This window comes from Mesorhizobium sp. LMG 17147 (assembly GCF_024297145.1).
GTDB lineage: Bacteria > Pseudomonadota > Alphaproteobacteria > Rhizobiales > Rhizobiaceae > Mesorhizobium.
The window spans coordinates 286,731-313,086 of the sequence record NZ_JANCTC010000001.1 but is presented as its reverse complement, the minus strand read 5'-3'; the positions used below and the strand labels follow the sequence as shown (position 1 = coordinate 313,086).

Annotated in this window: 26 protein-coding genes and 1 pseudogene; 13 read left to right on the top strand and 14 right to left on the bottom strand. The window is 63.7% G+C overall.

The window, feature by feature from the left end:
- Positions 1 to 118: 118 nt before the first annotated feature.
- Positions 119 to 1,573, top strand: coding sequence for a xylulokinase (gene xylB, locus NMG46_RS01615; RefSeq protein ID WP_254815985.1), 1,455 nt, complete (start codon positions 119 to 121; stop codon positions 1,571 to 1,573).
- Positions 1,574 to 1,611: 38 nt separating this feature from the next.
- Here the strand turns inward: xylB and NMG46_RS01610 are convergent, their stop codons facing one another.
- Entirely contained in the window at positions 1,612 to 1,974 is a 363-nt protein-coding gene (locus NMG46_RS01610; RefSeq protein ID WP_254815984.1) for a nuclear transport factor 2 family protein, read from the bottom strand.
- A 110-nt stretch (positions 1,975 to 2,084) separates the two neighbouring features.
- Between NMG46_RS01610 and xylA the strand changes: the two genes are divergently transcribed.
- Positions 2,085 to 3,410: a xylose isomerase gene (gene xylA, locus NMG46_RS01605; protein WP_254815983.1), complete on the top strand. Its 1,326-nt coding sequence runs from the start codon at positions 2,085 to 2,087 to the stop codon at positions 3,408 to 3,410.
- Positions 3,411 to 3,539: 129 nt separating this feature from the next.
- Here xylA and NMG46_RS01600 read toward each other — a convergent pair whose 3' ends face one another.
- Positions 3,540 to 4,172 (bottom strand): TetR family transcriptional regulator, encoded by a 633-nt coding sequence (locus NMG46_RS01600; protein WP_254815982.1) that lies wholly within the window; start codon positions 4,170 to 4,172, stop codon positions 3,540 to 3,542.
- A 93-nt stretch (positions 4,173 to 4,265) separates the two neighbouring features.
- On the opposite strand from NMG46_RS01600, the gene NMG46_RS01595 reads away from it, so the two are divergent.
- Complete coding sequence (locus NMG46_RS01595; RefSeq protein WP_254815981.1) at positions 4,266 to 4,922, top strand: O-methyltransferase; 657 nt, start codon at positions 4,266 to 4,268, stop codon at positions 4,920 to 4,922.
- Positions 4,923 to 5,087: 165 nt separating this feature from the next.
- Positions 5,088 to 5,297, top strand: a complete 210-nt coding sequence (locus NMG46_RS01590) for a hypothetical protein (RefSeq protein ID WP_254815980.1) — start codon at positions 5,088 to 5,090, stop codon at positions 5,295 to 5,297.
- Between the two features lie 61 nt (positions 5,298 to 5,358).
- On the opposite strand, the gene NMG46_RS01585 is transcribed toward NMG46_RS01590, so the two are convergent.
- Positions 5,359 to 6,339, bottom strand: a complete 981-nt coding sequence (locus NMG46_RS01585; RefSeq protein ID WP_254815979.1) for a GlxA family transcriptional regulator — start codon at positions 6,337 to 6,339, stop codon at positions 5,359 to 5,361.
- 76 nt (positions 6,340 to 6,415) lie between these two features.
- Here NMG46_RS01585 and NMG46_RS01580 point away from each other — a divergent pair, with 76 nt between their 5' ends.
- From NMG46_RS01580 to NMG46_RS01550, 7 genes and pseudogenes are all read left to right on the top strand, one after another.
- A complete protein-coding gene (locus NMG46_RS01580) occupies positions 6,416 to 7,327 on the top strand; it encodes a 3-keto-5-aminohexanoate cleavage protein (protein ID WP_254815978.1) in 912 nt (303 codons plus the stop codon).
- A gap of 28 nt (positions 7,328 to 7,355) precedes the next feature.
- A pseudogene (locus NMG46_RS01575) lies at positions 7,356 to 7,986 on the top strand (HD domain-containing protein).
- Positions 7,983 to 9,056, top strand: coding sequence for a 3-hydroxyacyl-CoA dehydrogenase NAD-binding domain-containing protein (locus NMG46_RS01570; protein WP_254815977.1), 1,074 nt, complete (start codon positions 7,983 to 7,985; stop codon positions 9,054 to 9,056). Before NMG46_RS01575 ends, NMG46_RS01570 begins: the two are co-directional and overlap by 4 nt.
- A gap of 3 nt (positions 9,057 to 9,059) precedes the next feature.
- The gene (locus NMG46_RS01565) at positions 9,060 to 10,223 is read left to right on the top strand and encodes an acyl-CoA dehydrogenase family protein (RefSeq protein ID WP_254815976.1); all 1,164 of its coding nucleotides are present in this window, start codon (positions 9,060 to 9,062) and stop codon (positions 10,221 to 10,223) included.
- A 64-nt stretch (positions 10,224 to 10,287) separates the two neighbouring features.
- On the top strand, positions 10,288 to 12,366 hold the full coding sequence (locus NMG46_RS01560) for an acetate--CoA ligase family protein (protein WP_254815975.1): 2,079 nt from the start codon (positions 10,288 to 10,290) through the stop codon (positions 12,364 to 12,366).
- Entirely contained in the window at positions 12,359 to 13,141 is a 783-nt protein-coding gene (locus NMG46_RS01555; RefSeq protein ID WP_254815974.1) for a carnitinyl-CoA dehydratase, read from the top strand. The genes NMG46_RS01560 and NMG46_RS01555 overlap by 8 nt, the downstream gene beginning before the upstream one ends.
- Before the next feature lie 77 nt (positions 13,142 to 13,218).
- Entirely contained in the window at positions 13,219 to 14,160 is a 942-nt protein-coding gene (locus NMG46_RS01550) for an alpha/beta hydrolase (protein WP_254815973.1), read from the top strand.
- Positions 14,161 to 14,206: 46 nt separating this feature from the next.
- Here the strand turns inward: NMG46_RS01550 and NMG46_RS01545 are convergent, their stop codons facing one another.
- The 3 genes from NMG46_RS01545 to NMG46_RS01535 form a co-directional block, all read right to left on the bottom strand.
- Positions 14,207 to 14,473 carry a hypothetical protein gene (locus NMG46_RS01545; protein ID WP_254815972.1) on the bottom strand — a complete coding sequence of 89 codons (267 nt, stop codon included), beginning with the start codon at positions 14,471 to 14,473 and terminating at the stop codon, positions 14,207 to 14,209.
- A gap of 95 nt (positions 14,474 to 14,568) precedes the next feature.
- The gene (locus NMG46_RS01540; RefSeq protein ID WP_254815971.1) at positions 14,569 to 15,354 is read right to left on the bottom strand and encodes a DUF899 domain-containing protein; all 786 of its coding nucleotides are present in this window, start codon (positions 15,352 to 15,354) and stop codon (positions 14,569 to 14,571) included.
- A 175-nt stretch (positions 15,355 to 15,529) separates the two neighbouring features.
- Positions 15,530 to 16,078 carry an autotransporter gene (locus tag NMG46_RS01535; protein ID WP_254815970.1) on the bottom strand — a complete coding sequence of 183 codons (549 nt, stop codon included), beginning with the start codon at positions 16,076 to 16,078 and terminating at the stop codon, positions 15,530 to 15,532.
- Positions 16,079 to 16,177: 99 nt separating this feature from the next.
- On the opposite strand from NMG46_RS01535, the gene NMG46_RS01530 reads away from it, so the two are divergent.
- Positions 16,178 to 16,924 (top strand): GntR family transcriptional regulator, encoded by a 747-nt coding sequence (locus NMG46_RS01530; RefSeq protein ID WP_254815969.1) that lies wholly within the window; start codon positions 16,178 to 16,180, stop codon positions 16,922 to 16,924.
- 29 nt (positions 16,925 to 16,953) lie between these two features.
- Here NMG46_RS01530 and NMG46_RS29640 read toward each other — a convergent pair whose 3' ends face one another.
- From NMG46_RS29640 to NMG46_RS01505, 5 genes are all read right to left on the bottom strand, one after another.
- Positions 16,954 to 17,253, bottom strand: a complete 300-nt coding sequence (locus tag NMG46_RS29640; RefSeq protein WP_302893579.1) for an FAD-dependent oxidoreductase — start codon at positions 17,251 to 17,253, stop codon at positions 16,954 to 16,956.
- Between the two features lie 52 nt (positions 17,254 to 17,305).
- Positions 17,306 to 18,292, bottom strand: coding sequence for a Gfo/Idh/MocA family protein (locus NMG46_RS01520; protein WP_254815968.1), 987 nt, complete (start codon positions 18,290 to 18,292; stop codon positions 17,306 to 17,308).
- Positions 18,293 to 18,434: 142 nt separating this feature from the next.
- Positions 18,435 to 19,010 (bottom strand): YceI family protein, encoded by a 576-nt coding sequence (locus tag NMG46_RS01515; RefSeq protein WP_254815967.1) that lies wholly within the window; start codon positions 19,008 to 19,010, stop codon positions 18,435 to 18,437.
- A gap of 68 nt (positions 19,011 to 19,078) precedes the next feature.
- The gene (locus NMG46_RS01510; protein WP_254815966.1) at positions 19,079 to 19,657 is read right to left on the bottom strand and encodes a cytochrome b; all 579 of its coding nucleotides are present in this window, start codon (positions 19,655 to 19,657) and stop codon (positions 19,079 to 19,081) included.
- 149 nt (positions 19,658 to 19,806) lie between these two features.
- Positions 19,807 to 20,697, bottom strand: a complete 891-nt coding sequence (locus tag NMG46_RS01505; RefSeq protein ID WP_254815965.1) for a LysR family transcriptional regulator — start codon at positions 20,695 to 20,697, stop codon at positions 19,807 to 19,809.
- A gap of 105 nt (positions 20,698 to 20,802) precedes the next feature.
- On the opposite strand from NMG46_RS01505, the gene NMG46_RS01500 reads away from it, so the two are divergent.
- Entirely contained in the window at positions 20,803 to 21,798 is a 996-nt protein-coding gene (locus NMG46_RS01500) for an aldo/keto reductase (protein WP_254815964.1), read from the top strand.
- A 253-nt stretch (positions 21,799 to 22,051) separates the two neighbouring features.
- Here the strand turns inward: NMG46_RS01500 and NMG46_RS01495 are convergent, their stop codons facing one another.
- The 3 genes from NMG46_RS01495 to pheS form a co-directional block, all read right to left on the bottom strand.
- The gene (locus NMG46_RS01495; protein WP_254815963.1) at positions 22,052 to 22,654 is read right to left on the bottom strand and encodes a nucleotidyltransferase family protein; all 603 of its coding nucleotides are present in this window, start codon (positions 22,652 to 22,654) and stop codon (positions 22,052 to 22,054) included.
- Positions 22,655 to 22,693: 39 nt separating this feature from the next.
- Positions 22,694 to 25,102 carry a phenylalanine--tRNA ligase subunit beta gene (gene pheT / locus NMG46_RS01490; RefSeq protein ID WP_254815962.1) on the bottom strand — a complete coding sequence of 803 codons (2,409 nt, stop codon included), beginning with the start codon at positions 25,100 to 25,102 and terminating at the stop codon, positions 22,694 to 22,696.
- 142 nt (positions 25,103 to 25,244) lie between these two features.
- Positions 25,245 to 26,330, bottom strand: coding sequence for a phenylalanine--tRNA ligase subunit alpha (gene pheS / locus NMG46_RS01485; RefSeq protein ID WP_254815961.1), 1,086 nt, complete (start codon positions 26,328 to 26,330; stop codon positions 25,245 to 25,247).
- Between the last annotated feature and the right edge of the window lie 26 nt (positions 26,331 to 26,356).

Here is a 26,356-nt window from a genome sequence, read left to right as displayed (position 1 = left end):
ACTGGAGCGTTTTTCCGGCAGCACGATTGCCGGGATATCTTCGCCGCCCGTGTCGCAGGACTGGGCCGGGGAGCAAGAAAGACCGTCGCCGCCAGGCCTGACGGATATGGGAGGAAGCATGTATCTCGGCCTCGATCTCGGCACGTCGGGCGTCAAGGCGCTGCTGATCGATGCAAGGCAGGGCATCGTCGGCTCCGGCCATGCGCCGCTCGATGTGTCGCGCCCGCATCCCGGCTGGTCCGAGCAGAACCCGGCCGACTGGATTCGCGCCTGCGAAGCGGCGATCGCCGAGCTGAGGTCCATGCATGCGAAGGAGCTCGCGGCCGTCAAAGGCATCGGCCTTTCCGGCCATATGCATGGCGCCACCCTGCTCGATGCCGCCGACCAGGTGCTGCGCCCCTGCATCCTTTGGAACGACACACGCAGCCACGCCGAGGCGGCTGCACTCGATGCCGACCCACGCTTTCGCAAGCTGACCGGCAACATCGTCTTTCCCGGCTTCACCGCGCCAAAGCTCGCCTGGGTGAAAAACAACGAACCGGCTGTTTTTGCCAAGGTGGCAAAGGTCCTGCTGCCGAAAGATTTTTTGCGGCTCTGGCTTGCCGGCGACCATATTTCGGAAATGTCGGATTCGGCTGGCACGTCGTGGCTCGATGTCGGCAAACGCGCCTGGTCCTCCGACCTGCTCGCCGCGACGTCGCTCGACGAAAGGCAGATGCCGTCATTGGTCGAAGGCACGGCCAAGGCCGGTGCCTTGCGCGGCGAACTGGCTGCGAAATGGGGCATGCAGACGGGCATCCCGATCGCCGGCGGCGCCGGCGACAACGCGGCCTCGGCCTGCGGCATGGGCACGGTCGGGGCCGGCCAGGCTTTCGTCTCGCTCGGCACGTCGGGCGTGCTTTTTGCCGCCAACGCGTCCTATCTGCCCAATCCGGAAAGTGCGGTGCACACATTCTGCCACGCACTGCCCGGCACCTGGCACCAGATGGGCGTCATCCTGTCGGCAACCGATTCACTCAACTGGCTGTCGGCAATTGCGGGAAAAAGCGCCGTCGAGTTGACCGCCGAACTCGGCGATGCGCTGCAGGCGCCGACCGGTGTCTCCTTCCTGCCGTACCTGTCAGGTGAGCGGACGCCTCACAATGATTCCGTCATTCGGGGCGCCTTTACCGGGCTTGCCCACGAGTCCGGCCGCGCGGCGCTGACCCAGGCCGTGCTCGAAGGCGTCGCCTTCGCCTTCCGCGACAGCCTCGAAGCCCTGGCCAAAGCCGGCACGACGCTGACCCGGGTGACGGCGATCGGCGGCGGCTCGCGTTCGCGCTACTGGCTGAAGGCCATCGCCACAGCGCTTGGCCTGCCAGTCGATATTCCAGCCGACGGCGATTTCGGCGCCGCCTTTGGCGCCGCCCGGCTTGGCCTGATCGCGGCGACCGGCGCCGATCCGCGCGCCGTGTGCACGGCGCCGGCGACGGACGCCACGGTCGAGCCGGTCGCCGCCCTCGGCGGTGCCTATGCAGATGCCTATCAGCGCTACCGCCAGCTTTACCCGGCCATCAGGAGCGCCACGGCGTGAGCGGTTTCCCGCCCTCGCCGTGGCCTGCCGAGAAGGCCTCACTGTGCCGGCACCTTGTCGAGAAAGCCGGTAACACTTTTCAGCCGGCCATTCTCGATGACGCCGATATCGGTGCCTTCGATGACGGACTCGACGCCTTCCGGCCCGAGATTCCAGGAGAAACGGATGGTATCGGCGAAGCCGTCCGGCTTGCCTTTCAGCGAGAACCTGAAGCCGGCAAAGCGCTGCTGCACGCCTTCGATCAGCGCGGCGATGCCGTCATGGCCGTCGCCCTGCATGATCGGATCGCGGTAGCCGACGTCCTCGGCGAAGGTCGCCTCGAGCAAGGCTTTCCTGCGTGCGGTGTCGCTCTCGTTCCAGGCGGCGATGTAGTTTTCGGCAATGGTGTTGAGGTCGGTCATGGTCTGTCTCCTTCGTTGGGTGGCTTTGACATGAGCCTTTTCGACCAGCGCCAGCGCGAAACCAATTACGCCTGAGGTAATCAGGCCGAACCATGCGAGAGGAAAAGAACATGAGCAGCGGTTTTTTCGGCGACATCCAACAGATCAAATACGAGGGACCGGATTCGACCAATCCGCTGGCCTACCGGTTCTACAATCCCGACGAGATCGTCGCCGGCAAGCGGCTCGAAGACCATCTGCGCTTTGCCGTCGCCTATTGGCATTCCTTTGCCTGGCCGGGCGGCGATCCGTTCGGCGGCCAGACATTTGACCGGCCGTGGTTTCCGAAGGCTGGCAGCACCGACACCATGGAGTTGGCCAAGCTCAAGGCCGATGTCGCCTTCGAGATGTTTTCGTTGCTGGGCGCGCCTTATTTCTGCTTCCACGATGCCGATGTGCGGCCGGAGGGCCGGGACTTTTCCGAAAGTGCGGCGCGGCTCGACGAGATCGCCGATTATTTCTCGGAAAAGATGAAGCAGACCGGCGTCAAGCTGTTGTGGGGCACGGCCAACCTGTTCTCCAACCGCCGCTTCATGTCGGGCGCCGCCACCAATCCCGATCCGGACGTCTTTGCCTATTCGGCGGCGACGGTGAAACACTGTATCGACGTCACCAAGCGTCTGAACGGCGAGAACTACGTGCTGTGGGGCGGCCGCGAGGGCTATGAGACGCTGCTCAACACCGACCTTGCCCGCGAGCAGGAACAGGCCGGCCGTTTTCTCAATCTGGTCGTCGATTACAAGCACAGGATCGGCTTCGAAGGCACCATCCTGATCGAGCCGAAGCCTCAGGAGCCGACCAAGCACCAGTATGATTACGACGTCGCCACCGTCTATGGCTTCCTCAAGCGTTTCGGACTGGAGAATGAGGTCAAGCTCAACATCGAGCAGGGCCACGCCATCCTGGCCGGCCATTCGTTCGAGCATGAACTGGCGCTGGCCAATGCGCTGGGAATCTTCGGCTCGATCGACATGAACCGCAACGACTACCAGTCGGGCTGGGACACCGACCAGTTCCCCAACAATGTGCCGGAGATGGCTCTCGCCTACTATCAGGTGCTGCAGGCCGGCGGCTTCAAGACCGGCGGCACCAATTTCGACGCCAAGCTCAGGCGCCAGTCGCTCGATCCGCAGGATCTGCTGATCGGCCATATCGGCGGCATGGATTGCTGCGCTCGCGGCCTCAAGGCGGCAGCGCGCATGGTCGAGGACAAGGCGCTGTCCGGCCCGCTCGCCGAGCGCTATGCCGGCTGGGATTCGGCCGAAGCCAAGGCGATGCTTGCCGGCAAGCGCACGCTGGAGGAAATTGCCGAGCGCGTCGTCAAGGAGAAGATCGAGCCGCAGCCCAGATCCGGTCGTCAGGAACTACTCGAAAACGTCGTCAACCGGTACGTCTGAGGCATACCATCCCGCGGCCGCATTGTTCAGCGGCCGCGGGATAAAGACGACTTTCCGCGGGGCTGACACCGACAAGGTTTGCCCGTGCGAAACTTTCGGTCTGCTTGCTGACCGGGCCTGGCATTTGCCTTAGCCGTGATCGAGGCCTCTCAGGTAGGCGCAGAACATGTCGGCCATGGCGTCGGCGTAGGCTTCGATCTCCGCGGGGGTTCGGGGCAACTCCGAGAACTGCTTCCCCACCGTGCTGAGCGTCGTCATGACCAGGTCGCCGGCCAATTCGCGAGTCGCTTGCGCGGCGTTGGGCAACGCCTTCTGCATGAAGAGCTGGATGGTGCGGTCTCCGGACGCCCTTGCCGCCTGCGCCTCAGGCGCGTCGCGGTAAAGCGGTGCGGCGTCGTCGAGCGCCACACGCACCGCGGCCTCGTCACACTCCGAGCGGAGGAAGGCGTGGACCAAGGCGCGCAGCCGTTCAAGTGGCGGTTTCCCGACATCCTCGAGGATGTCGCGCAGCAAATCGGTCGTCTGCCGCCATTCGTCGCTCTGGAGCCGGAACAGGATCGCCGCCTTGTTCGGAAAATACTGATACAGCGATCCGACACTGACACCGGCCTTCTCGGCCACCCGCGCCGTGGTGAAGCGCTGCGCGCCTTCCTTCGCCAAAACCTGAACAGCAGCCTGCAAAATCGCAGCAACGAGCTCCGCCGAGCGGGCCTGCTTGGGCTGTTTTCGCGAGGAAATCCGCGGACTGCGGTGATCGCTCATTGAGAGGCGCGCCAATGCGATTAGTAAATGCGAATGATTAGTCGTATTTTGAATGTCGCACAAGAACACATTCCATTCTGACTGGAGACCGATATGACCACACTGACGACACCGCCGCTCGCGCCCCTGCTGGACCGCCTGTTCGAGGAAGCCGCTGCGGCAATGAGCCCTGCAGTGGCGGAATTCTCCGCCGAGGAGCGGAGCCGCCTCGTTCGAAGCAAGACCGAATACCTCGATTTCTATGGGCGGCTAAAGGACCTCTGGCTTCCCGTTTCGCGAGAGACCGGCACGCTGCTCTACATGCTGGCACGGGGCAGCAGCGCAAGGACGATCGTTGAATTTGGAACCTCGTTCGGCATCTCGACCCTGCACCTTTCCGCAGCCTTGCGGGACAATGGCGGTGGCCGCCTCATCACCAGCGAGTTCGAGCCATCCAAGGTGGCGCGCGCCAGGAACAATCTGACGGCAGGCGGTCTCATCGACCTGGTGGAAATCCGAGAAGGAGATGCGGTGCAAACATTAAGCGTCGATCTTCCCGAAACCGTCGACCTGCTTCTGCTCGACGGCGCCAAAGCGCTCTATCCAGAGATCTTGAGTCTGGTCGAAAGCCGCCTCAGGCCGGGCGCCTTCGTCGTTGCCGACAACGCCGATCTTTGCCCCGAATACCTCGAGCGGGTGCGCTCGACCGGAAGCGGCTACATGTCCACGTCGTTCAGCGAGGATGTCGAGCTGTCGATGCGGCTTGGCTGAAGCACTGCCTGACCTACTGGTACGATCGTGCCCAAGATGGGCGGCGGCGGACAAAACTTTGCCCGGCGCCGCCCATCAATCGCCTCGCTCTTGCCTTCAAACAGCCGTCACGAACCTCCTATAGTGTGGTTCGTGGCGGGAACGGAAAGAAGGAGGCGAAACGATATGCAGCACGAACGCGAAATCGACGCCCTGCTCTCATCTGGCGAGGCCGGATCGATCATCGACCGGCTGATGGCGCTGCCGCATCCGAAGCAAGGTGCGCTGAGTGCGAACGAATGGGATCGCGCGGTCGCCAGCCGCTTCGAGACCCATCTTGCGAGACAAATGCGCTCGCAGATCGACGGCAACAGCGACCGCCAGGACGCTGCCTGATCTACCTTTGTCTATGCATGCCGTTGTGCCAAAACCGCTACGCACTTTTGGGCGACATGCATTATCCCTGACGCAGCCTGACCGGCGCTTCGCCGAACGCTCTTGAAAACGCTCTGGAAAATGCCGCGGCGGACGAAAACCCCGTTCGCCCGGCAATATCGGCCATGGCCACGCGCGTGTCGACCACCAGCCGGCGCGCGGCGCCGAGGCGCAGCCTGAGATAATAGGCGCCGGGCGTTTCACCGATCGACTTGCGAAAGATACTTTCCAGCGTTCGTGCCGTCACCCCGGCGCGCTTGGCCACCGCGCCTATGGTCAGCGGCTGGTCGATATGCGCTTCCATCAGCCGGATGGCTTGCGCCAACCTGGGATCATAGCCGTCGAGACGGCCGAGCGAGACCAGCGGCTGCGCGTCGGTCGCGGCGCGCGCCTGGTCGTAGATGAAGACGCTCGCGACATCGAGCGCCACCGCCATACCGAGCCGCGTGCGAATCAGATGCAGCATCAGGTCGAAGGTCGGCGAGGCGCCGCCGGAGGTGAACACCGGGCCGTCGATGACGTAGCGATCGGGGCGCACGTCGACGCCGGGAAAGGCCGACGAGAAATCCTCCATGTCCTCCCAGTGGGTGGTGGCGCTGCGCCCTTCCAGCAAGCCCGCGCGCGCCACCAGCCACGTACCCGCCTCGACGCCGCCGCAGGCGCGTGCCGCGCGCGCCGCCCGGCGCAGTCCGGACAGCAGGGCCGATGTGGCATAGTTCTGCGTGCCGAATCCGGCGACGACGACCAGCATGTCGGTTGTGTCAGCCGCATCGAAGCGGCCGCTGACCGCCACCGGCAGGCCGCATGTGGTAACCGGCGCCTCGCCCGTCACCGAGACCAGCCTGAAATCGAACAGCGTCTCACCGGCAATGCGGTTTGCGGCGCGTAATGGATCGACGGCTGAGGCGACGCACATGATCGATGAGCCGGAGAATACCAGCAGCGTTACCTTGAGCGGCAAACGCTCGGCCTGAAAGATCGTCGGTTTTTCGTGTTTGGTCACACGATCTTCGTAAAACGCAAAACAGTTTCCGGCAAGTCAGGCATTCTTGCCCTACGTCCTATTGGGAGAGAGTCCGATGCCGTTAGCGATGAACCGTGAGGTCTTCATTACCTGTGCCGTGACCGGGTCCGGCAGTTCGCAGGATCGCAGCCCGCATGTGCCGCGTTCGCCCAAGCAGATCGCCGATTCGGCCATCGAGGCGGCAAAGGCAGGTGCGGCGATCGTCCACTGCCATGTGCGCGATCCCGAAACCGGCAAGCCCAGGCGCGACGTACACCTTTATCGTGAAGTAACGGAGCGCATCCGCGCGGCGGATGTCGACGTGGTTTTGAACCTGACCGCCGGCATGGGCGGGGACATGGTGTTCGGCCCGCCGGAAAACCCGCTGCCGCTGAACGAAAAAGCCACCGACATGGGCGGTGCCAGCAACCGCATGGAGCACGTCCGCCAGTGCCTGCCGGAGATCTGCACGCTCGACTGCGGCACTATGAATTTCGCTGAGGCCGACTATGTCATGACCAATACGCCCGGCATGCTGCGTGCCATGGGCGGCATGATGACGGCGCTCGGCGTCAAGCCGGAGATCGAGGCCTTCGACACTGGGCATCTGTGGTTCGCCAAGCAATTGGTCGAGGAAGAAGTGCTGAAGCCGGACGCCTTGGTGCAATTGTGCATGGGTGTGCCGTGGGGGGCGCCGGACGACCTCAACACCTTCACGGCGATGATCAACAATGTGCCGGCGACCTGGAACTGGTCGGCTTTTGCCATCGGCCGCAACCAGATGGCCTACGTCGCTGCCGCGGTGCTCGCCGGCGGCAATGTCCGCGTCGGGCTGGAGGACAATCTCTGGCTCGACAAGGGCGTGCTGGCGACCAATGCGCAGCTGGTCGAGCGGGCGGTCAGCATCGTGTCGAATATGGGCGCCAGGGTCATCGGCCCGGACGAAGTCCGCAAGAAGCTCAACCTGACGAAGCGCGCACCGCTTTGAACAGGGAATCGGTTGGGAGGAGCCACCGATGAAGACCGTGAAATTCACCGCCATGAAGGACGGCGACCGCGAGGATTATGCCTTCCTCACCGAGCACGAGATCGACTACGCGGCAAAGACCGGCGAACGGCTGCTCGACGCGCTCGTCCAGCTGGATGCGGGCCTCTCGGGCTACAAGATCACCCGGCTCGGCCATTCGCTGCAAGCGGCAACGCGGGCCTGGCGCGACGGCGCCGACACCGACTGGATTGCCTGCGCCTTGCTGCACGACATCGGCGACATCTACGCGCCCTATAATCACGACGAGTATGCGGCGTCGATCCTGAAACCCTTCGTTCGCGAGCAATGCACCTGGGTGGTGGAAAAGCACGGCGATTTCCAGCGCCTCTATTACGCCCATCACCTCGGCGGCAATCCGCACGCCCGCGACCGTTTCGCCGGGCACATCTACTTCGACGATTGCGATGAGTTTTGCGAACGCTGGGATCAGTCGAGCTTCGACCCCGACTACGAGACATTGCCGATCGATTTCTTCCGGCCCTTCGTGCTCGAAGTGTTCGCGCGGCAAGGCCTATGACGCGTCCGTGATCCGTGCCGGCGAACGCGTCGCCCTCACCGACCCCGCAACAGCCAGCACAAGAACCGGAGCTTCCGCATGAGCATCATCAACAAGGCGGCCGCCATCGGTGGTGGCGTGATCGGCGCCGGCTGGGTCGCGCGGCTGCTGCTCAACGGCATCGACGTATCGATCTTCGATCCCGACCCCGAGGCATCACGCAAGGTCGGCGAGGTGATGAAGGGAGCGCGACGCGCCTACAAGCAGATGCTGCCCGGCGGCTTGCCGAAAGAGGGCAAGCTCACCTTCGCCAAGACGATCGCCGAGGCAGTGGCCGATGCCGATTTAATCCAGGAAAGCGTGCCGGAGCGGCTCGACCTGAAGCACCGCGTGCTGGCCGAAATCGACCTTTATGCGCCGGCCAACGCAATTGTCGGCTCCTCCACTTCCGGCATCAAGCCGACCGACATGCAGGTGGCGATGAAGAAGCATCCGGAGCGGCTGGTCGTCGGCCATCCGTTCAACCCCGTCTATCTGCTGCCGCTGGTCGAGATCGTCGGCGGCGAACAGACCTTTCCCGAGGCGATCGAGGTCGCCAAGGAGATGTATGCCTCGATCGGCATGAAGCCGGTGGTAATCCGCAAGGAGATCGAAGCCTTCGTCGGCGACCGCCTGCTCGAAGCGGCATGGCGCGAGGCGCTGTGGCTGGTCAAGGACGGCATCTGCACGGTCGAGGAGCTCGACGACATCATGCGCTATGGCTTCGGCCTGCGCTGGGCGCAGATGGGCATGTTCCAGGTCTATCGCGTCGCCGGGGGCGAGGCCGGCATGCGCCACTTCATGGCGCAGTTCGGCCCGTGCCTGAAATGGCCCTGGACCAAGCTGATGGACGTGCCGGAGTTCAACGACGAGCTGGTCGAGCTGATCGCGACCCAGTCCGACGACCAGGCGCACGGTCTGTCGATCCGCGATCTCGAAAAGATCCGCGACGACAATCTGGTCGCCATCATGGAGGCACTGTCGAAGCAGAACAAAAGCAAAGGCTGGGGTGCCGGCGCCTTGCATAGGGACTACACCAGGCAGTTGGCCAAGCTTGCGGCGAAGAAGCCCAGCGCCTCCAGGGCGGCCGAAAAGGCCAAGGCTGAAAAGCTGAAGAAAAAGAAGAAAGGCTGAACCATGGATTTTGGTCTTTCGGAGGAGCAGAAGCTCATCGTCGAGACGACGCGGGCCTTCGTCGAGAACGAGCTTTACCCGCATGAGCGCGAGGTTGAACGCACCGGTGTGCTGCGCCGCGAGCTGATCGAGGAGATCAAGGCCAAGGCGATCGAAGCCGGCCTCTATGCCGCCAACATGCCAACGGAAGTCGGCGGCGCCGGGCTCGATACGGTGACCTGGCTACTCTATGAAAAGGAGCTCGGCCGCGCCAATTACGCGCTGCACTGGACCTGCGTGGCGCGGCCCTCCAACATCCTTTTGGCCGGTACGCCGGAGCAGCGCGAGAAGTATCTGTTCCCGTGCATTCGCGGCGAAAAATGGGATTGCCTGGCAATGACCGAGCCGGGCGCCGGCTCCGATCTGCGCGGCATGAAGGCAACCGCCGTGCAAGACGGCGACGACTGGGTGCTGAACGGCACCAAGCATTTCATCAGCCACGCCGACCTCGCCGATTTCGCCATCGTCTTCATGGCCTCAGGGGAGGAAGAGTCTTCGCGTGGAAAACGCAAGAAGATCACCGCCTTTTTCGTCGACAAGGGCACCAAGGGCTTTACCGTGCGCGAAGGCTACCGCAACGTCTCGCATCGCGGCTACACCAACGCCATTCTCGAATTCGACGATTGCCGGCTGCCGGCGAGCCAGGTACTCGGCGAGGTCCACAAGGGCTTCGAGGTCGCCAATTCCTGGCTCGGCGCAACGCGCCTGCAGGTCGGCGCCACCTGCCTCGGCCGCGCCGAGCGGGCGCTTGGCCACGCCATCGAATACGCCGCGCAGCGCCAGCAGTTCGGCCAGCCGATCGGCAAATTCCAGGGCGTGTCGTTCAAGCTCGCCGACATGGCGACCGAGCTGAAGGCCGCCGACCTGATGGTGTTCGAAGCCGGCTGGAAGTACGATCGGGGCACCGTCACCGACCAGGACATGGCCATGGCCAAGCTGAAGGCCACCGAAATGCTTGCCTTCGTCGCCGACGAGGCGATCCAGATCCATGGCGGCATGGGGCTGATGGACGACCTGCCGCTGGAACGCATCTGGCGCGACGCCCGCGTCGAGCGCATCTGGGAAGGCACTTCCGAAATCCAGCGCCACATCATCTCGCGCGCGCTGCTGCGCCCGTTCGGGGGCTAGAGCGTGACCCCAAAAAGTGGAATCCGGTCTTTGGAAAAGATCATGCTCAGACGAAAAGATGACAATGCACAGGCTTGAACGTCTTTTGCGGCCGAAATCGATCGCCGTCTTCGGTGGTGCGCAGGCGGCGGCCGTCGTCGCGCAATCGATCAAGATGGGCTTTGCCGGCGAGATCTGGCCGGTGCATCCGAGCAAGGACGAGGTCGCCGGCCGCAAGGCCTATCGCTCGGTGGCCGAATTGCCCAGTGCGCCGGATGCCGCTTTCGTCGGCGTCAACCGGCACTTGACCATCGAAGTGGTCAAGGCGCTGGCGGAGCGCGGCGCCGGCGGTGCGGTCTGCTTCGCCGCCGGCTTTCTCGAAACCGAGGCCTATGACGAAGACGGCGAGCGGCTGCAGGCCGAACTGGTCGCGGCGGCCGGCCAAATGCCGATCATCGGGCCGAACTGCTATGGGCTGATCAACTACGCCGACGGCGCGCTTTTGTGGCCCGACCAGCATGGCGGCATCAGGCTGCCGGAAGGCGGTCGCGGTGTTGCCATCATCACCCAGTCGTCGAACATCGCCATCAACATGACGATGCAGAAACGCGGCCTGCCGATCGCCTTCCTGATGACCGCCGGCAACCAGGCGCAGACCGGGCTTTCCGAAATGGCGCTCGGCCTGATCGAGGACGACCGCGTCACCGCGCTCGGCCTGCATATCGAGGCCTTCGATTCGGTAGCCGGCTTCGAAAGGCTGGCGGCACGGGCACGCGAGTTGAAGAAGCCTGTTATCGCCATGAAGGTCGGCCGCTCCGAGCAGGCGCGGCAGGCGACCGTGTCGCACACCGCGTCGCTGGCCGGCTCGGACGCGGCGTCCGGCGCCTTCCTGAGGCGGCTCGGCATCGCCCGGATCGATTCAATTCCCGCCTTCATCGAGGCGCTCAAGCTACTGCACGTCACCGGCCCCCTGCCCGGCTACCGGCTGTCATCGATGAGCTGCTCGGGCGGCGAGGCGTCGGTCATGGCCGACAGCGCCGAAGGCCGCTGGGTGACGTTTCCGCCACTCACCCCCGAGCACCGCGCGCGGGTCAAATCGACGCTCGGGCCGCTGGTCGCGGTGGCCAACCCGCTCGACTACCACACCTTCATCTGGAACAACGAGCCGGCGATGACCGCCACCTTCACCGCCATGGTGTCTGGCGGCTTCGACCTCAATATGCTGGTGCTCGACTTTCCGCGTCCCGACCGCTGCTCGGACACGGACTGGTGGGCGACGCTGCGCGCCTTCGAATCGGCGCTGAAGACCAACAGCGCGCAGGGCGCGATCGTCTCCTCGCTGCCGGAAAACCTGCCCGAGGAATACACTGCCGGCCTGATGGCGCGGGGCATGGTGCCGCTGTTCGGCATTTCCGAGGCCATGGACGCCGCCCAGGCGGCAGCCTTCATCGGCTGGGCGTGGCGCGAGCCGCAGGCGCAGCCGATCGACACTTCGGCGTCCGGCGCGCCGGCCGGCGACCATGTCACGCCGGACGAGGCCGAGGCGAAGGCGCGGCTCATCGAGGCCGGGCTCCCCGTGCCGAAGGGCGAGCGCGCCGGCAACGCGGTCGAAGCTGTGATCTCCTCGATGGCGCTCGGCTTCCCGGTGGCGCTGAAGGCTCTTGGCGTCATCCACAAGTCCGAGCTCGACGCGGTCCGGCTCAACCTCAGGGATGCCGAATCGGTCAGCACCGCCGCCCATGATCTCGGCCCGCTCGGCACCGGCCTTTATGTCGAGCGCATGGTGCGCGACGGCGTCGCCGAGCTGCTGGTCGGCTTCACCCGCGACCCGATGTTCGGCGCGGTAATGACGCTAGGCACCGGCGGCGTGCTGGTCGAGCTGTTGCGCGACAGCGTCACACTGATGCTGCCGGCGACCCGTGACGACATCGAGGCCGCTTTGCGCGGGTTGAAGCTGTTCCCGCTGCTCGACGGTTATCGCGGTCGGCCGAAGGCCGATGTCGCAGCTGCAATCGATGCGATATCGGGCATTGCCGCTTTCGTGCAGCAAAATGCCGGCGAGATCGAGGAGCTCGACATCAATCCTCTGATCGTCTGCACCGAGGGCAAGGGCGCCTGGATCGCCGACGCGCTGCTGGTGCTGGGAGAGAACAAAAATGTCTGACGTCATCACCACCCGCCGCGAGGGCACGATCCTCGAAGTCATGCTCGACCGGCCCAAAGCCAATGCCATCGACCTGAAGACGTCGCGGCTGATGGGCGAGACGTTCAAGGGGTTTCGCGACAATCCCGACCTGCGCGTCGCCATCGTCAAGACCGCCGGCGACAAGTTTTTCAGCGCCGGCTGGGACCTGAAGGCAGCGGCTGGCGGCGATGCCGTCGACGGCGACTATGGCGTCGGCGGCTTCGGCGGGCTGCAGGAATTGCGCGACCTCAACAAGCCGGTGATCGCCTGCGTCAACGGCATGGCGGTCGGCGGCGGCTTCGAGCTGGCGCTGTCCTGCGACCTCATCTACGCGTCGGACCACTCCTCTTTCGCGCTGCCCGAAATCCGCGCCGGCACGCTGGCCGATGCGGCAACGATCAAGCTGCCGAAGCGCATCCCCTATCATGTCGCCATGGACCTTTTGTTCACCGGCCGCTGGATGGATGTCGCCGAGGCGCATCGCTGGGGCCTGGTCAACGAGGTGCTGCCCAAGGAAAGACTGGAGGACCGCGTCTGGGAGATCGCCCGGCTGCTCGCCAGCGGCCCGCCGCTGGTCTTCGCCGCGATCAAGGAAACGGCCCGGGTCGCAGAATCGCTGACCTTCCAGGATGCCATGAACCGGGTGACGCGCCGGCAACTGCCGACGGTTGACGCGCTCTACGGCTCGGAGGACAATCTCGAGGGTTTTCGCGCCTTTGCCGAAAAGCGCGATCCGGTGTGGAAGGGCAGATAGTGAGTGTCCCTGGAACGACGGCGTTCCGTCCCAGAGGAGGGTGTTCAGGCGGATTCGTCACTATCCGTTCCGTTCCCATGACAAACTACAAGAAACTCATCGACGCCGAGACCTGGGCCTTCATCGAGCGGACCAATTCGTATTATCCGCCGGATACGATCGACTACACGATCGCCGAGCAGCGCGCGATCTACGACCGGATGTGCCGCGAATTCTCTGCCGGCTATCCGGATGGCGTGACGGCTGAAACCACCGTCATTGCCGCGCCAGCGCACGACGTCCCGATCCGCATTTATCGCAGCGCGGCGCCGAACGCCTCTGCGATGGTGCTCTATGTCCATGGCGGCGGCTACATCCTCGGCGGGCTCGACAGCCACGACGATGTCTGCGCCGAGCTTTGCGCCCGCACCGGCTATGAGGTGGTCTCGGTCGACTACCGGCTGGCGCCGGAACATCTGCACCCGGCCGCCTTCGACGATGCGATGGGCGCCTTCGAATGGGCCACCGCCACTTACGAATGCCCCGTCCTGCTCTGCGGCGACAGCGCCGGCGGCAATCTCGCCTGTGCCGTCAGTCATGCGACGCGTGGCCACGTGACAAAGCCGGTCGGCCAGGTGCTGATCTATCCTGGCCTTGGTGGCGATCGTTCACTCGGTTCCTATGTCACGCATGCCGAAGCGCCAATGCTGACGATGCGCGACCTGGAGTTCTATAAAAACATCCGGACTGGCGGAGTGGACGCTACAGGCGACATCACTTTGTCTCCGCTCGCCGACGCCGATTTCGCCTATCTGCCGCCTACCGTCGTGATCACCGCCGAATGCGACCCGTTGTCGTCGGACGGTGAAGCCTATCGCGACCGCGTCGTTGCCGCAGGCGGACGCGCCTGGTGGTTCGAGGAGCCGGGGCTGGTGCACGGCTATCTCAGAGCCAGGCACACGGCCGGCCGCGCCCGCTCGAGCTTTACCCGGATTGTCGATGCCGTGACGGTACTTGGGAAGGGCGAATGGATCTGGTGAGGGCTGTCCTCCTCGCCGCGAAGGGCCTTTATCGGCCGCTATAGCTCTACTTGCGGCGGCGTCGGCGGCCGGAGACCCGCCTCAACCAAGGTCCCAAATGAAAGGCGCTCATCAGCAGGTACATCGGGACCATGCCGCCCAGCGGCGACGCATCTTGCCCGGTCGAGCACATCATATCCGGCGCTGCGCCGAGAAACGTCAGCAGCGCCATGGTTGCGAAGGTCGGCGCGGCCGCAAAGGACAGCCAATCGGCTGCGCCAAGGCCGGCCGGGCTCGCATCGCCGGTGGATCCGCCTGCATGAATCTCGCTCATGGCCATAGTCCTGCATAGCGAGCGGGATGCGGTCGAATGAACGTGCATCCCGCTCCTCCAATTGTCCTAGCCGCATTTCCGCGACGCCAAACGTTCTATTCGGTGCGGTTCCGGAACGCGGCCTCTCCGGCGTCCGACACCTCGACCCACTTTTTGTCGGGAACGGTTTCGGCGTCGTAATTGTCGTGCCAGTTCCACCACTTGTACGTCGGCGTCTGCGGATAGCCTTCGGGCGAATCCTCCCAAACCTCCTGGCGGCCGAGCGGCGACAGGTCGAGATAGCTCCATACGGTCCCCATCGCCTCGTCGCCGCGGTTGTTGATGAAGTAGGTACGGAACACGCGATCACCATCGCGGATGAACACGTTATGGCCGTGCCACTCGTCAACGCCGAAATCGGCATCGAAGCTGTCGGTGATGGTGTACCAGGGCATTTTCCAGTCCATCCGCGCCTTCAGCCGCGCAATGTCGGCCTGGGGTGCGCGCGAGGCGTAGGCAAGCGTGGTGTCGCGGGCGTTCAGATGGGCAAGATTGCCGACCTGGTCTGCCCCCAGCGAGCAGCCGCGGCAAGCGTGATCGGGCCAGCCGAATACGCCGGGCTCGAAGAAAGCGCGGTAGACGATCAGTTGACGGCGGCCCTCGAACAGGTCGAGCAGGCTCATCTTTCCGCTGGGCCCCTCGAACGTATAGGTCTTCTCCACCGCCATCCACGGCATCCGCCGACGCTCGGCGGCCAAGGCGTCGCGAGCCCGGGTCACGGTCTTCTCCTTCACGAGCAACTGCTGGCGCGCGGCCTCCCACGCGTCAGGCGAAACGACCGGTGGTGTCTTCATCGCGAGCCGCGTCGTCTGCTCGCCTGTGCCATTCTGATGTGCCGTCATTGTGCATCTCCCTTGCTGGTCTGTTGTCGCACCATTCCCGGCGCGACGTGTTGCTGATTGGTCATGAGCCAGGATAGGGGCGATAGCGGATTGGCGAGAGTGACAAGTGTGACGCGATTCCGACGGGTCCGCTGATCACGGCCAAATTTGCCGCCCGCGACGCCTCTGCTCATTCCTACCCGGACTGCTGGATGGGCCGTGCGCCGGCCAGGTAGCGATCATTGTCAAACGGTTCGGCCTGGTTGCTTTCCGGGCTCCACAGCTGCCGATGGGTTCGTGTGAGATCGCCGAGATAGACATGCAGGGCACCGGATCGCGCGCTGCCCGTATTCGCAACCGCATGCACGGTATTTGACGCCATGTGCACGACGGCAGGCGCTGCGATGTCCTGCCTTTCGGGAACATCGAGTTCGCTGCCGGCAACGGGATAGATGAAGTTCGTCTCGCTGCCCTTGTAGATGCCGATCAAGGCATCCATCAGGTGGTTGTGGGGCGGGTACTGCAGGCCGGGCGACAACGTGATGTGATAGATCGTCAGGTTCGGACTCGCATGCAAAAGAACCTCGTCGTCGTCTTCTTCGTGAGCGAGTGTTCCCGATGCGTGAAAACGGTTGGTGTAGTCGCCCAGGACCGTCCTTACCGCTTCGAGGGGATCTGGCCCCTTCGCGGCATTGACGATATCATCGGCAACAGCGTAGAGAGGCGAGTTGGCGGGTAAAGGCATATCAGTTATCCTCCCTGAGATGCTCAGAGTTTCAACCTGAGGCGCTCACGCTAGCGAATGCCGATGCCAGCGTCAACCGGACAGCCAAACGGACAAAATATGAAAACGACGAAGTTGACCGCCGAGCCGGCGAGGCCGGCCACGGTCGAGGCGACAGCACTGTCAGCCGCCGACGTCCTTCGCAGGGAACAGGCATATGAGCAGCTGAGGAATGACATCATTGCCTGCGTGCTGCGCCCCGGCGAAGCGCTGACCGAAAAACAGATCGGCGATCGATACCAGATCAAAAAGGCGACCATCCGCGCGGCGTTGGCCCGCCTGATGCAGGAAGGTCTGGTCAGGAGCGAGCCGCGCCGCGGCTACGTCGTTGCAACGCTCAGCCTGCGGGACGTCAACGAGATCTTCGATGTCCGCAGCTTGATCGAACCGGAAGTGTTCAGGGTGGCGGCATCGAACATTACCGAGCGCGGGCTGGAGGACATCGGGCTGGCAGCGAAAAAAGTGCTGAAGCCGGAGACGTTGCGTAGTCACGTTGCATTCCTGGCGGCTGATCGTGCGTTTCGTCTGGCCCTTGCGGAGCTCTCGGGAAATTTACGATTGGCGCATCTACTGGACCAGATACTCGACCAATCGGCGCGGGTTCTCCACCTTGGGTTCAAGTCCCGCGACTTCACCCAGTTGATCATCGCCCAGCAAAAGGAACTGGTTCTTGCCTGCGAGGCAGGCGACGCTTCCGGCATCGTCAAACTTGCCCGTTCGCAGTGCCTGTTTCTCAAGAAGCAGGTGCTCGAGGCTTTGCTTGCCGGTTCCAAGCTTCAGGACGTCAATTTGCAGCCCTTCGCCTAGAGCGGTTCTCCTGGAACCGGTAACCCGCTCTAACTAACTGTTTTGCCGCATTTATGCGGACGCCTAGTGATTCCATTTGGCTGCAAAATGCTCCAAGGGAAGTTGGCCGTTCGGTGCGACCGCCACCTTGGCGCAACGGCCGCCGGCGGGGCTTGTTTCACCCCACCGAGGAAGAGGCCGCCGAGCGACCAGAATGCCTGGCCGCCAAGCGACTGCTCCGGCTCCTGCTCGACAATGATGGCCTTCTTGCCGGCCGCAGTCAGTTCGGCCGCCGCGACAAGGCCGGCAAGGCCGGCGCCGACAATGATCACATCCGCATCGTCGGGCATCTATTTGGCCATGATCTCGTCCAAACCGGCCCGCTGCAGGATCACGGCCGGCCTAGACTGCCTCCCAGCCTTCCTTCTCGCCGGCGCGGAAGATGGCATCGATGACCTTCTGGTTGAGCACCGATTCTTCCAGGGTGAAGACACGATCCTTGCCACCCTGTGCCGCCCGCGCGAAGGCCTCGACTTCCAGCCGGTACTGTTGCGTGCCGGGAAAGCGGAAGACCTGCGCCTCGCTGTGGTTCTGGTTGTGCAGTTCGACGCGGTGGTGGTCGTAGAGTCCGGCGTTAAACGGTGAGAACACCTCGATGAAGCCCTTCTCGCCGTGGAAGACCATCACCTGGCGTGCCGCCATCTGCGTCGAAAGGTAAAACGACAGCTCGAAGTCGCCGAAATCGGCGCGGATCGAGGAATAGATGTCGGTGCCGAATGTCTTGTCGCGCTCGATCGTCGCCTGGACGCGCAGCGGCTCCTTGCCGGTCGAAAAGCGCGTCGATACCGTCGGATAGACGCCGATGTCGGGCAGCGCGCCGCCGCCGAGATCGAGCTTGTTGCGCATGTTGTTGGGGTCGACATTGTAGTAGGAGAACGCGCCCTGGACATGGCGCAGCCGGCCGATGGCGCCGTTGGCGATCAGCTCGCGCACCTTGATCCATTGCGGATGGTAGACGACCATGAAGGCTTCGCAGACCAGCACCTTCCTGGCATCGCGCAGCTTGATCAGTGGCGGAATGTCCTTGGCGTCGAGAGCCAGTGGCTTTTCGACCAGAACATGCTTGCCGGCCTCGATCGCCTTGGCTGTCCATTCGACATGCTGCGAGGTCGGCAGCGGAATGTAGACGCCGTCGATGTCGCTGGAGGCGAGCAGTTCCTCATAGGAGCCGAAAGCGTGGTGCGCGCCGAAGCGTTCGCCCAGCGCCCGTGCTTTCGACAGATCGCGGCTGGCGATCGCCGACAGCACGCTGTTCTCCGCCTCGACGATTGCCGGCAAAAGCTGCTCGCGGCCGATTTTGGCCGTCGACAAAACACCCCATCGGAACATCAGATTTCTCCTCTCGATTGCAGGCCTGGAGGTTTGCCTGAAATCGGCGGAAAAGCCAATGCGGGAGCGTGGTTCCTCGTCCCACGAAGTGGGGAGAGGAACCCAGGTCCTGCAGCGACGGTGAAATCGCAGGAAGAACCGCTCAACCCCTTCTACCCGTCAGCGTCATATTGAATTCGACGACGTTGGAATAAATCGGCGTGCCGACATCCATGCCATAGCGCGACCGCAACACCTTGCCTGTGACGTGGAACTTTATCGTGCCCGCCTTGAGGCCGCCGAGCTCGGCCGTGAACTTTTCCTGAAAGGTCTTGCCGCGCGCCGTCAGCTGGCCGGTGACAAGGGCCGACGTGTCGCCGGTGCGTTTGACGCTGGTCGAACGGAACTGGATCTCCGGATTGTTGGTCGCGTCGAAAACCGCGTCCGAGCGGAGAAAGGCATCGATGCGGCTTTGGCCGGTACCGACGCTTTCGGGGAAGATGGTGAAATTGACCTGGGACCGGCCGACATCGCTGTTGTCGATGAGGATATTGCCCTTGAAGCGGGAGAAGGCACCGTCGAGCCCGCCGCCGCCGAGCTTGGCGATGGAGAAGTGGATGCTGGAACTCCCTGGGCTGATCGTGTAGCTGCCGGCCGCCTCGCCAAGGGCAACGGCGGCGAAAACAGGCATGGCAAAACAAGCGGCGGCTGCCGCAAATCCGAAGATGCGCGCGTACATGGAAATGGTCCTCTTGGCAGGCAACGCTTTCTTGCGTCCTCGCCCCATGAACGAATGAGCCGCCCGCTCTATTCCGTCTCGCGATGTGACGAAGCCGTGATCATGCGCGTCAGCACGGTATCCCTCAGCCAGAAATGATGACGCAGCGCAGCAGCGAGATGCAAAGCGACAAGTCCGATGCCGGCATAAGCGAGATACCAGTGCGTCGCTGCCCAGAAGCTTTCTGCCATGTCTGATTCACCAAGCGGCAGATTGGGCATGACGAACAGATTGAACGGCACGCTCGGGATCTCCAGCACCGAGACCGAGACCAGCGCCCAGCCGGACAGCGGCAGAGCGAGCTGAAAAGCATAAAGCGCAAGATGGACAAGCGGCGCCGTGCGGCGCTCGAAAGGGCCGACTGAGCGCGGCAGCGGCGGGGCCGGTCTGCCAAGGCGCCAGGCGATGCGCAGGATGACCAGCCCAAGCAATAGGAAACCGAAAGATTTATGCAGCTGAATCAGCTCGAAGGCGGTGCGCTGGCTGGACAGCCGCACCATGACGAAGCCGAGCACGAACTGGCCGATAAAGAGCGCCGCGATCAGCCAGTGAAGGATGATCGCTGTCCAGCCGTAGCCGGTCGGCTGGTGTTTGGGCAGTGCTGACATGGTCTGTGAACGAATGCCAGGTCGGCTTTCTTCCATCCCGGAAAGGCGGTTTCCACTTATGTTGGGAGACGACCAATTGCCCGTGCCAACGGCCGTAAGACGAGCATTCACGCCTGAATAGATTGCCCTCCGCTGTTCCGACGGTGCCGCTATATGCTCACTTTGAAGAAATCGACAAAGGCCCTGAGCGCCGGCCGCATCTGGCGTCGGCTCGGATAATAGACGAAGAAACCATCGAAGGGCGGGCACCAGTCCTCCAGCACGCGAACGAGCTTGCCGGCGGCGAGCGGGTCGCGGACATAGTCCTCGAACACGAAGGCGAGCCCGGCGCCGTCAACCGCAGCATTGGCAATCAGATGGTCCTCGTCGAGGATCAATGGCCCTTGCACCGGGATTTCGATCTCCTCGCCGTTTTTCTCGAATTCCCAGCGATAGATGATGCCGCTGGAGAAGCGGAAGCGGATGCAGCGGTGAGCGGCGAGATCGCGCGGATGCTGCAGCTTGGGCCTGGTCTCGAAGTAGGATGGCGTGCCGACCACCGCGCCGCGAAGGTTCGGCCCGATGCGCACTGCGATCATGTCGCGCTGCAGGCTCTCGCCCAGCCGCACACCGGCATCGAAGCCGCCCTCGACCACATCGGTGAAGCGGTCATCGATGACGATCTCCAGCACGATGTCGGGATAGGCAGCCGCAAAGGCGCCGAGCCTTGGCGTCAGCGCCAGGTGGGCGGCGGTGCGCGGCACGGTCAGCCGGAGATTGCCCGCCGGCCGGTCGCGCGCCTCGATCGCCGATTCCAGCGCCAGGTCGATTTCCGACAGCGCCGGCCTGAGGCGCTCGAGCAGCTGCGCGCCCTCCTCGGTCGGAGCGACGCTGCGCGTGCTGCGCGCCAGAAGGCGCACGCCGAGGCGCGCTTCCAGGCTGGACACCGCGTGGCTGACCGCCGACGGCGCGATTGCCAGCTCCTTGGCGGCGCCGCGAAAACTGCCGCATTGGGCGACCGTTGCCAGCACGGCAAGCTGTGAAAGATGTGTTCGCTTCATTGATCTATTTTTGGGAACAGCCCGTGCAAATAAGAGGCGATTATCGAACGCTGCGCAAGACGGTATCTCCGTGGCATCACAACCATCACAACAAGGAGACACGTGATGCAAACCCGCAAGCTCGGCAATGAACTCGACGTCTACCCAGTCGGCCTCGGCTGCATGGGGATGAGCTTTGCCTATGGTGGTCAGCCGGAGGCGGGGGCGATTGCCACGCTGCGCCACGCCGTCGAGATCGGGGTCAATTTCTTCGACACCGCCGAGGTCTATGGCCCCTACGAGAACGAGATCCTGGTCGGCAAGGCGCTGAAGCCGGTGCGTGATCGTGTGACGATCGCGACCAAATTCGGCTTCAAGATCCTCGAAGAAGGCAGCGGCACCGAGCGCATGGCCGGCGTCGACAGCCGCCCGGAGCATGTCAAGGCGGTGGCCGAAGCGTCGTTGAAGCGGCTGGATACCGAGATCATCGATCTCTACTACCAGCACCGCGTCGACCCCAGCGTGCCGATCGAGGATACGGTCGGCGCCATGGCCGAGCTGGTACGCGAGGGCAAGGTGCGGGCGCTCGGCCTGTCGGAGGCGAGTGCGGCGACCATCCGCCGGGCGCATGCCGTGCATCCGATCGCCGCGGTTCAGAGCGAATATTCGTTGTGGAGCCGCGATCCGGAGGAGGAGGTGTTTGCCGTCTGCCGCGAGCTCGGCATCGGCTTTGTCCCCTATAGCCCGCTCGGCCGCGGCCTGCTCACCGCCACGATCGCCAAGCCCGATGTTCTCGGCGCCGACGACTGGCGCCGGGGGTTGCCGCGCTTTCAGGCCGACGCCATGGCGGCCAATGCGGCGGTCGTCGCCGTGCTGGAAAATATGGCCGCAGAGAAGGACGTGGCGCCGGCGCAGCTGGCGCTCGCCTGGGTGCTGCATCAGGGCGACTTCATTGTGCCGATCCCTGGTGCCCGCAAGATCCGACATCTCGAACAGAATACGGCGGCAGCCGATATCGTGCTGACCCAGGCCGAGATAGCAGCCATCAGCGATGCGCTGTCGCCGGACAAGGTTGTCGGCAAGCGCTACACCGAGGAGCTGCTGGCCCTGGTCGACGGGTGAACTGCAATCGACAGCGCAATCGAAACGGGGCGTTTCGGCACCCCGTTTCGAATGCCGCAGCGGTGCAAAATAATCGCGAGAAATTGGCACCCCCTCTGTCCTGCCGGACATCTCCCCCTCAAGGAGGGAAATTGGACGTCACCTCGGCTTTCGCCAATCACCGGCGCCGGAAGGGCGGGCAGGGCGATGGAACTGCCAATCTTCCCCCTTGCGGGGAAATGCCCGGCAGGGGCAGGTGCCTCGCGCCGACATTCTACCAAGGCACGACAGTAATCTCCGGCCAGCGCTCCTGTGCCCGCCTGCCCTTCATTTCATGGGTCCGCTGATTATCCAGCACCCTATTCGGCGTGATGCGGAACGAAAAGATGTCGTCGAGCCCGAACGGTGCCACCAGATCGAGGCGCCCCTCGGCATCGAAGCGGACGCCGACGGCATGCGTCTTCGACGCAAAATAGCTGACCGATTCGCTAGCGCTCATATAACGCGGGCATTCCTGCCCGAACTTGCTCGGATACCACAGATGCACCCGCGCCTGATTGCGCACCTCGACCGGCAGCTTCAGCCCTTCGAAATGCCTCGCGGCACGGCGAATGACCAAATCCTCGGCCTCATAGGACAGATCGCTCTCGTCAAAATAAAACAGGTCGACATCTTTGATGCCGTACCCCGAGGGCTTTCCGGTCAGATGATTCCAGACGCTGTTGTAGAGCGCGCCGGAGACGACCAGCCAGTCGGGGAGGTCAAGCGTGCGCACCCGCGACAGCGTCTCGCCGATCAGCGGATCGGACGAGACGATATCGAGAAAGACTGCACGCTGTTCCTCGAAGGGCAGCCCTGAATAGCGCAAATGGCCCATCGCCCTTTGGACGGCGATTCGCCAGGCGCTCGCAACCCCTCAGCCGCGCAGCACGCCGCCGGTCTGCTTGCCGACATTCTCGACGATGCGCTTGGCCAGCGCCTCGAAATCCTCATCGGTCAGCGTCTTTTCGACCGGCTGGATCGACACCTCGATGGCGATCGATTTCTTCGCCGCGCCGAGGGCTGCACCCTCGAAAACATCGAACACCGAGACGCCGGAAATCAGCTTCCTGTCGGCGGCTAGGGCGGCGCGAACGAGTGTGCCGGCTTCGACCGCCTTGTCGACGACGAAGGCGAAGTCGCGCTTGACCGCCTGGAAGGCGGACAGATCGAGCCTTGGCTTTGTCCGCGTCGGCTTGGCCTTCGGCTCGGGCACCGCATCAATGAATACTTCGAAGCCGCAGAGCGGGCCGGAGACGTCAAGCCCTTCCAGCGTCTTCGGGTGGAATTCGCCGAATGTGCCGAGCACGACCTTCGGCCCGAGCTTGATCGTGCCGGAGCGGCCGGGATGATACCAGGCCGGGCCGCCGGCCTCGATCTGCAGCCGCTCGACCGGCGCGCCGCAGGCTTCGAGTGCTGCGATCGCATCGGCCTTGGCATCGAAGACGCCGACGGCGCCGGCGCTGCCCGCCCAATGGCGGCCGGAGCCGTCGAGCTTGGCGGTGCCGCGCCGCACGCCGGCGGCAACGCGCCGCTGCTGGTCGGCGCCGTCGCCCTCATAAGTGCCCGACACTTCGAACAGCGCGACATCGCCGATGCCCTTGTCGGCATTGCGCTGCGCTGCCGCGATCAGCCCCGGCAGCAGCGACGGCCGCATATCCGACATATCGGCGGCGATCGGGTTGGCAAGCTTTAGCGCCTGCTGGCCGCCGCCGAACAATTCGGCGTGTTTTGCCGGAATGAACGACCAGGTGACGGCCTCCATCATGCCGCGCACGGCAAGCGCCCGCTTGGCGGCGCGGGTGCGTATCTGCAGCACAGTCAGGATCTTGGCGTTGACCGCATCGTGCGAACCAAGCGGCTGCGGCGCGATGTTGTCGACGCCGTGGATGCGCATGACCTCCTCGACAAGGTCGGCCTTGCCGTCGACATCCGGCCGCCAGGAAGGCACCGCTACATTGACGACATCGCCCGTGCCCTCCGGCCTGAAGCCGAGGCGGGCAAGAATGTCCAGGCTCGTCAAGCGCGACACTTCGATGCCGGTCAGCCGCTTCACTTCCGACAAAGGGAACGAGACGATCTTCGGCCGATGGCCGGCATAGCCGACGACCTCGGTTTGCGCCGGCGTGCCGCCGCAAAAATCGAGCACCAGCTTCGTTGCCAGCTCCACGCCCGGAACCATCATTTCCGGGTCGACGCCACGCTCAAAGCGGTAGCGTGCATCGCTGATGATGCCGAGCGTGCGGCCGGTGCGGGCGGTGGCGATCGGGTCCCAAAGCGCCGACTCGATCAGCACGTCGGTGGTGTTCTCGTCACACCCGGAATGCTCGCCGCCCATGATGCCGGCGATCGATTCGATGCCGTCCTGGTCTGCGATCACGCACATCTCAGGCGTCAGCGTGTATTCGCGGCCGTCGAGCGCCAGCACCTTTTCGCCGTCACGCGCCCGGCGCACGGTGAGATTGCCGGTGACCTTCCCAGCGTCAAAAACATGCAGCGGCCGACCGCGGTCGAAGGTGACGTAATTGGTGATATCGACGAGCGCACTGATCGGCCTCAAGCCGATGGCGAGAAGCCTTTGCTGCAGCCATTTCGGCGACGGTCCGTTCTTGACGCCGCGCACCAGGCGCAGCGCAAAGCCGGGACAGAGCTCCGGCGCTTCGATCGTCACCTTTATCGGCGTCTCGCCCCTGCCTGGGATCGGCTCTATCGGCGCGCTCTTCAGCGTGCCGAGCCCGCTCGCCGCCAGATCGCGGGCGATACCATGGACACTGGTGGCATCCGGCCGGTTCGGCGTCAGATTGATCTCGATCAGCGGGTCGTCGAGATGGGCATAGGCGGCGAAACTGGTGCCGACCGGCGCATCGGCCGGCAGGTCGATGATGCCGTCATGCTCTTCGGATAATTCGAGCTCACGTTCGGAGCACATCATGCCGTGGCTTTCAACGCCGCGGATCTTGCCGACGGTCAGCGTCACGTCGATGCCGGGGATATAGGTGCCCGGTGCTGCAAAGGCGCCGATCAGGCCGGCGCGGGCGTTCGGCGCTCCACACACGACCTGCACAGGTGGCTTGCCGTCGCCGGTGTCGACGGTCAGCACGCGAAGCCGGTCGGCATCTGGGTGCTGCACCGCCGTCACCACCTTGGCGATGACGAAGGGGGCTAGGCTCGCCCGGTCGTCGACATGCTCGACCTCAAGGCCGATAGAGGTGAGACGCTCGACGATTTCCGCCAGCGAGGCGTCGGTCTCGAGATGATCCTTGAGCCAGGAGAGGGTGAGTTTCATGACTGTGTTCCGTCTGGTCTTTGCCGGCTGACTGGTCTTTCCAGGCTGACTGGTCTGGGCACATCGCACTTGAAGCTATGCGGCGGCGCGTCGGACATGTGCAGGAAGGCGAGCTGTCCGCGGATTTGCTGCAGCCCGCTCGTCACGCGCTCAAGCCCCCGAACAGCGTTGGCATGTCGAGCGGCCTAAAACCGTAATGCGAAAGCCAGCGGACATCGGCGTCGAAGAAGGCGCGCAGATCCGGCATGCCGTATTTCAGCATGGCGATGCGGTCGATGCCCATGCCCCAGGCGAAGCCCTGATATTCGTCGGGATCGAGGCCACCGTAACGGAGCACATTGGGGTGCACCATGCCGCAGCCGAGGATCTCCATCCAGTCGGAGCCTTCGCCGAAACGCACCTCGCCCGGCCGCGAACGATCGCACTGGATATCGACCTCGAGGCTGGGCTCGGTGAACGGGAAGAAGGACGGCCGGAAGCGCATCTTCACGCTCGGCACCTCGAAGAAGGCCTTGCAGAACTCCTCTAGCACCCACTTCATATTGGCGACATTGGCCGATTTGTCGATCACCAGCCCCTCGACCTGATGGAACATCGGCGAGTGGGTGGCATCGGAATCCTGGCGGTAGGTCTTGCCAGGAATGACGATGCGGATCGGCGGCTTCTGCATCTCCATGGTGCGGATCTGCACCGGCGAGGTGTGGGTGCGCAACAGCTTGCGCTCGCCCTTCTCGTCCGGCTGGAAAAAGAAGGTGTCGTGCATCTCGCGCGCCGGGTGGCCTTCCGGGAAGTTCAGCGAGGTGAAGTTGTAATAGTCGGTCTCGATGTCGGGGCCTTCGGCGATGGCAAAGCCGAGATCGCCGAAGATCGCCGCGATCTCATCGATGACCTGGCTGATCGGATGGATGCGGCCGCGCTCGGCCGGCGATTGCCTGACCGGCAGCGTCACATCAACCTTCTCGGCGGCGAGACGCGCCATAATCGCCGCGTCCTTCAGCTCGGCGCGGCGAACAGAAAGCGCCTCGGTGACGCGGTTCTTGAGGCCGTTGATCGCCGGGCCCTTGACCTGGCGCTCCTCGGCGCTCATCGAGCCGAGCGTCTTCAGCATCTCGGAAACCGAGCCCTTCTTGCCGAGGGCCGAGACACGCACCGCCTCGATCGCCTGCTCGTCGGCGGCCGAGGCAATCTCGGCCATCAGGGAATGTTCGAGAGTTTCCATGTCACTCATGTTCCAGATCCGATTGGAAGCAAAGA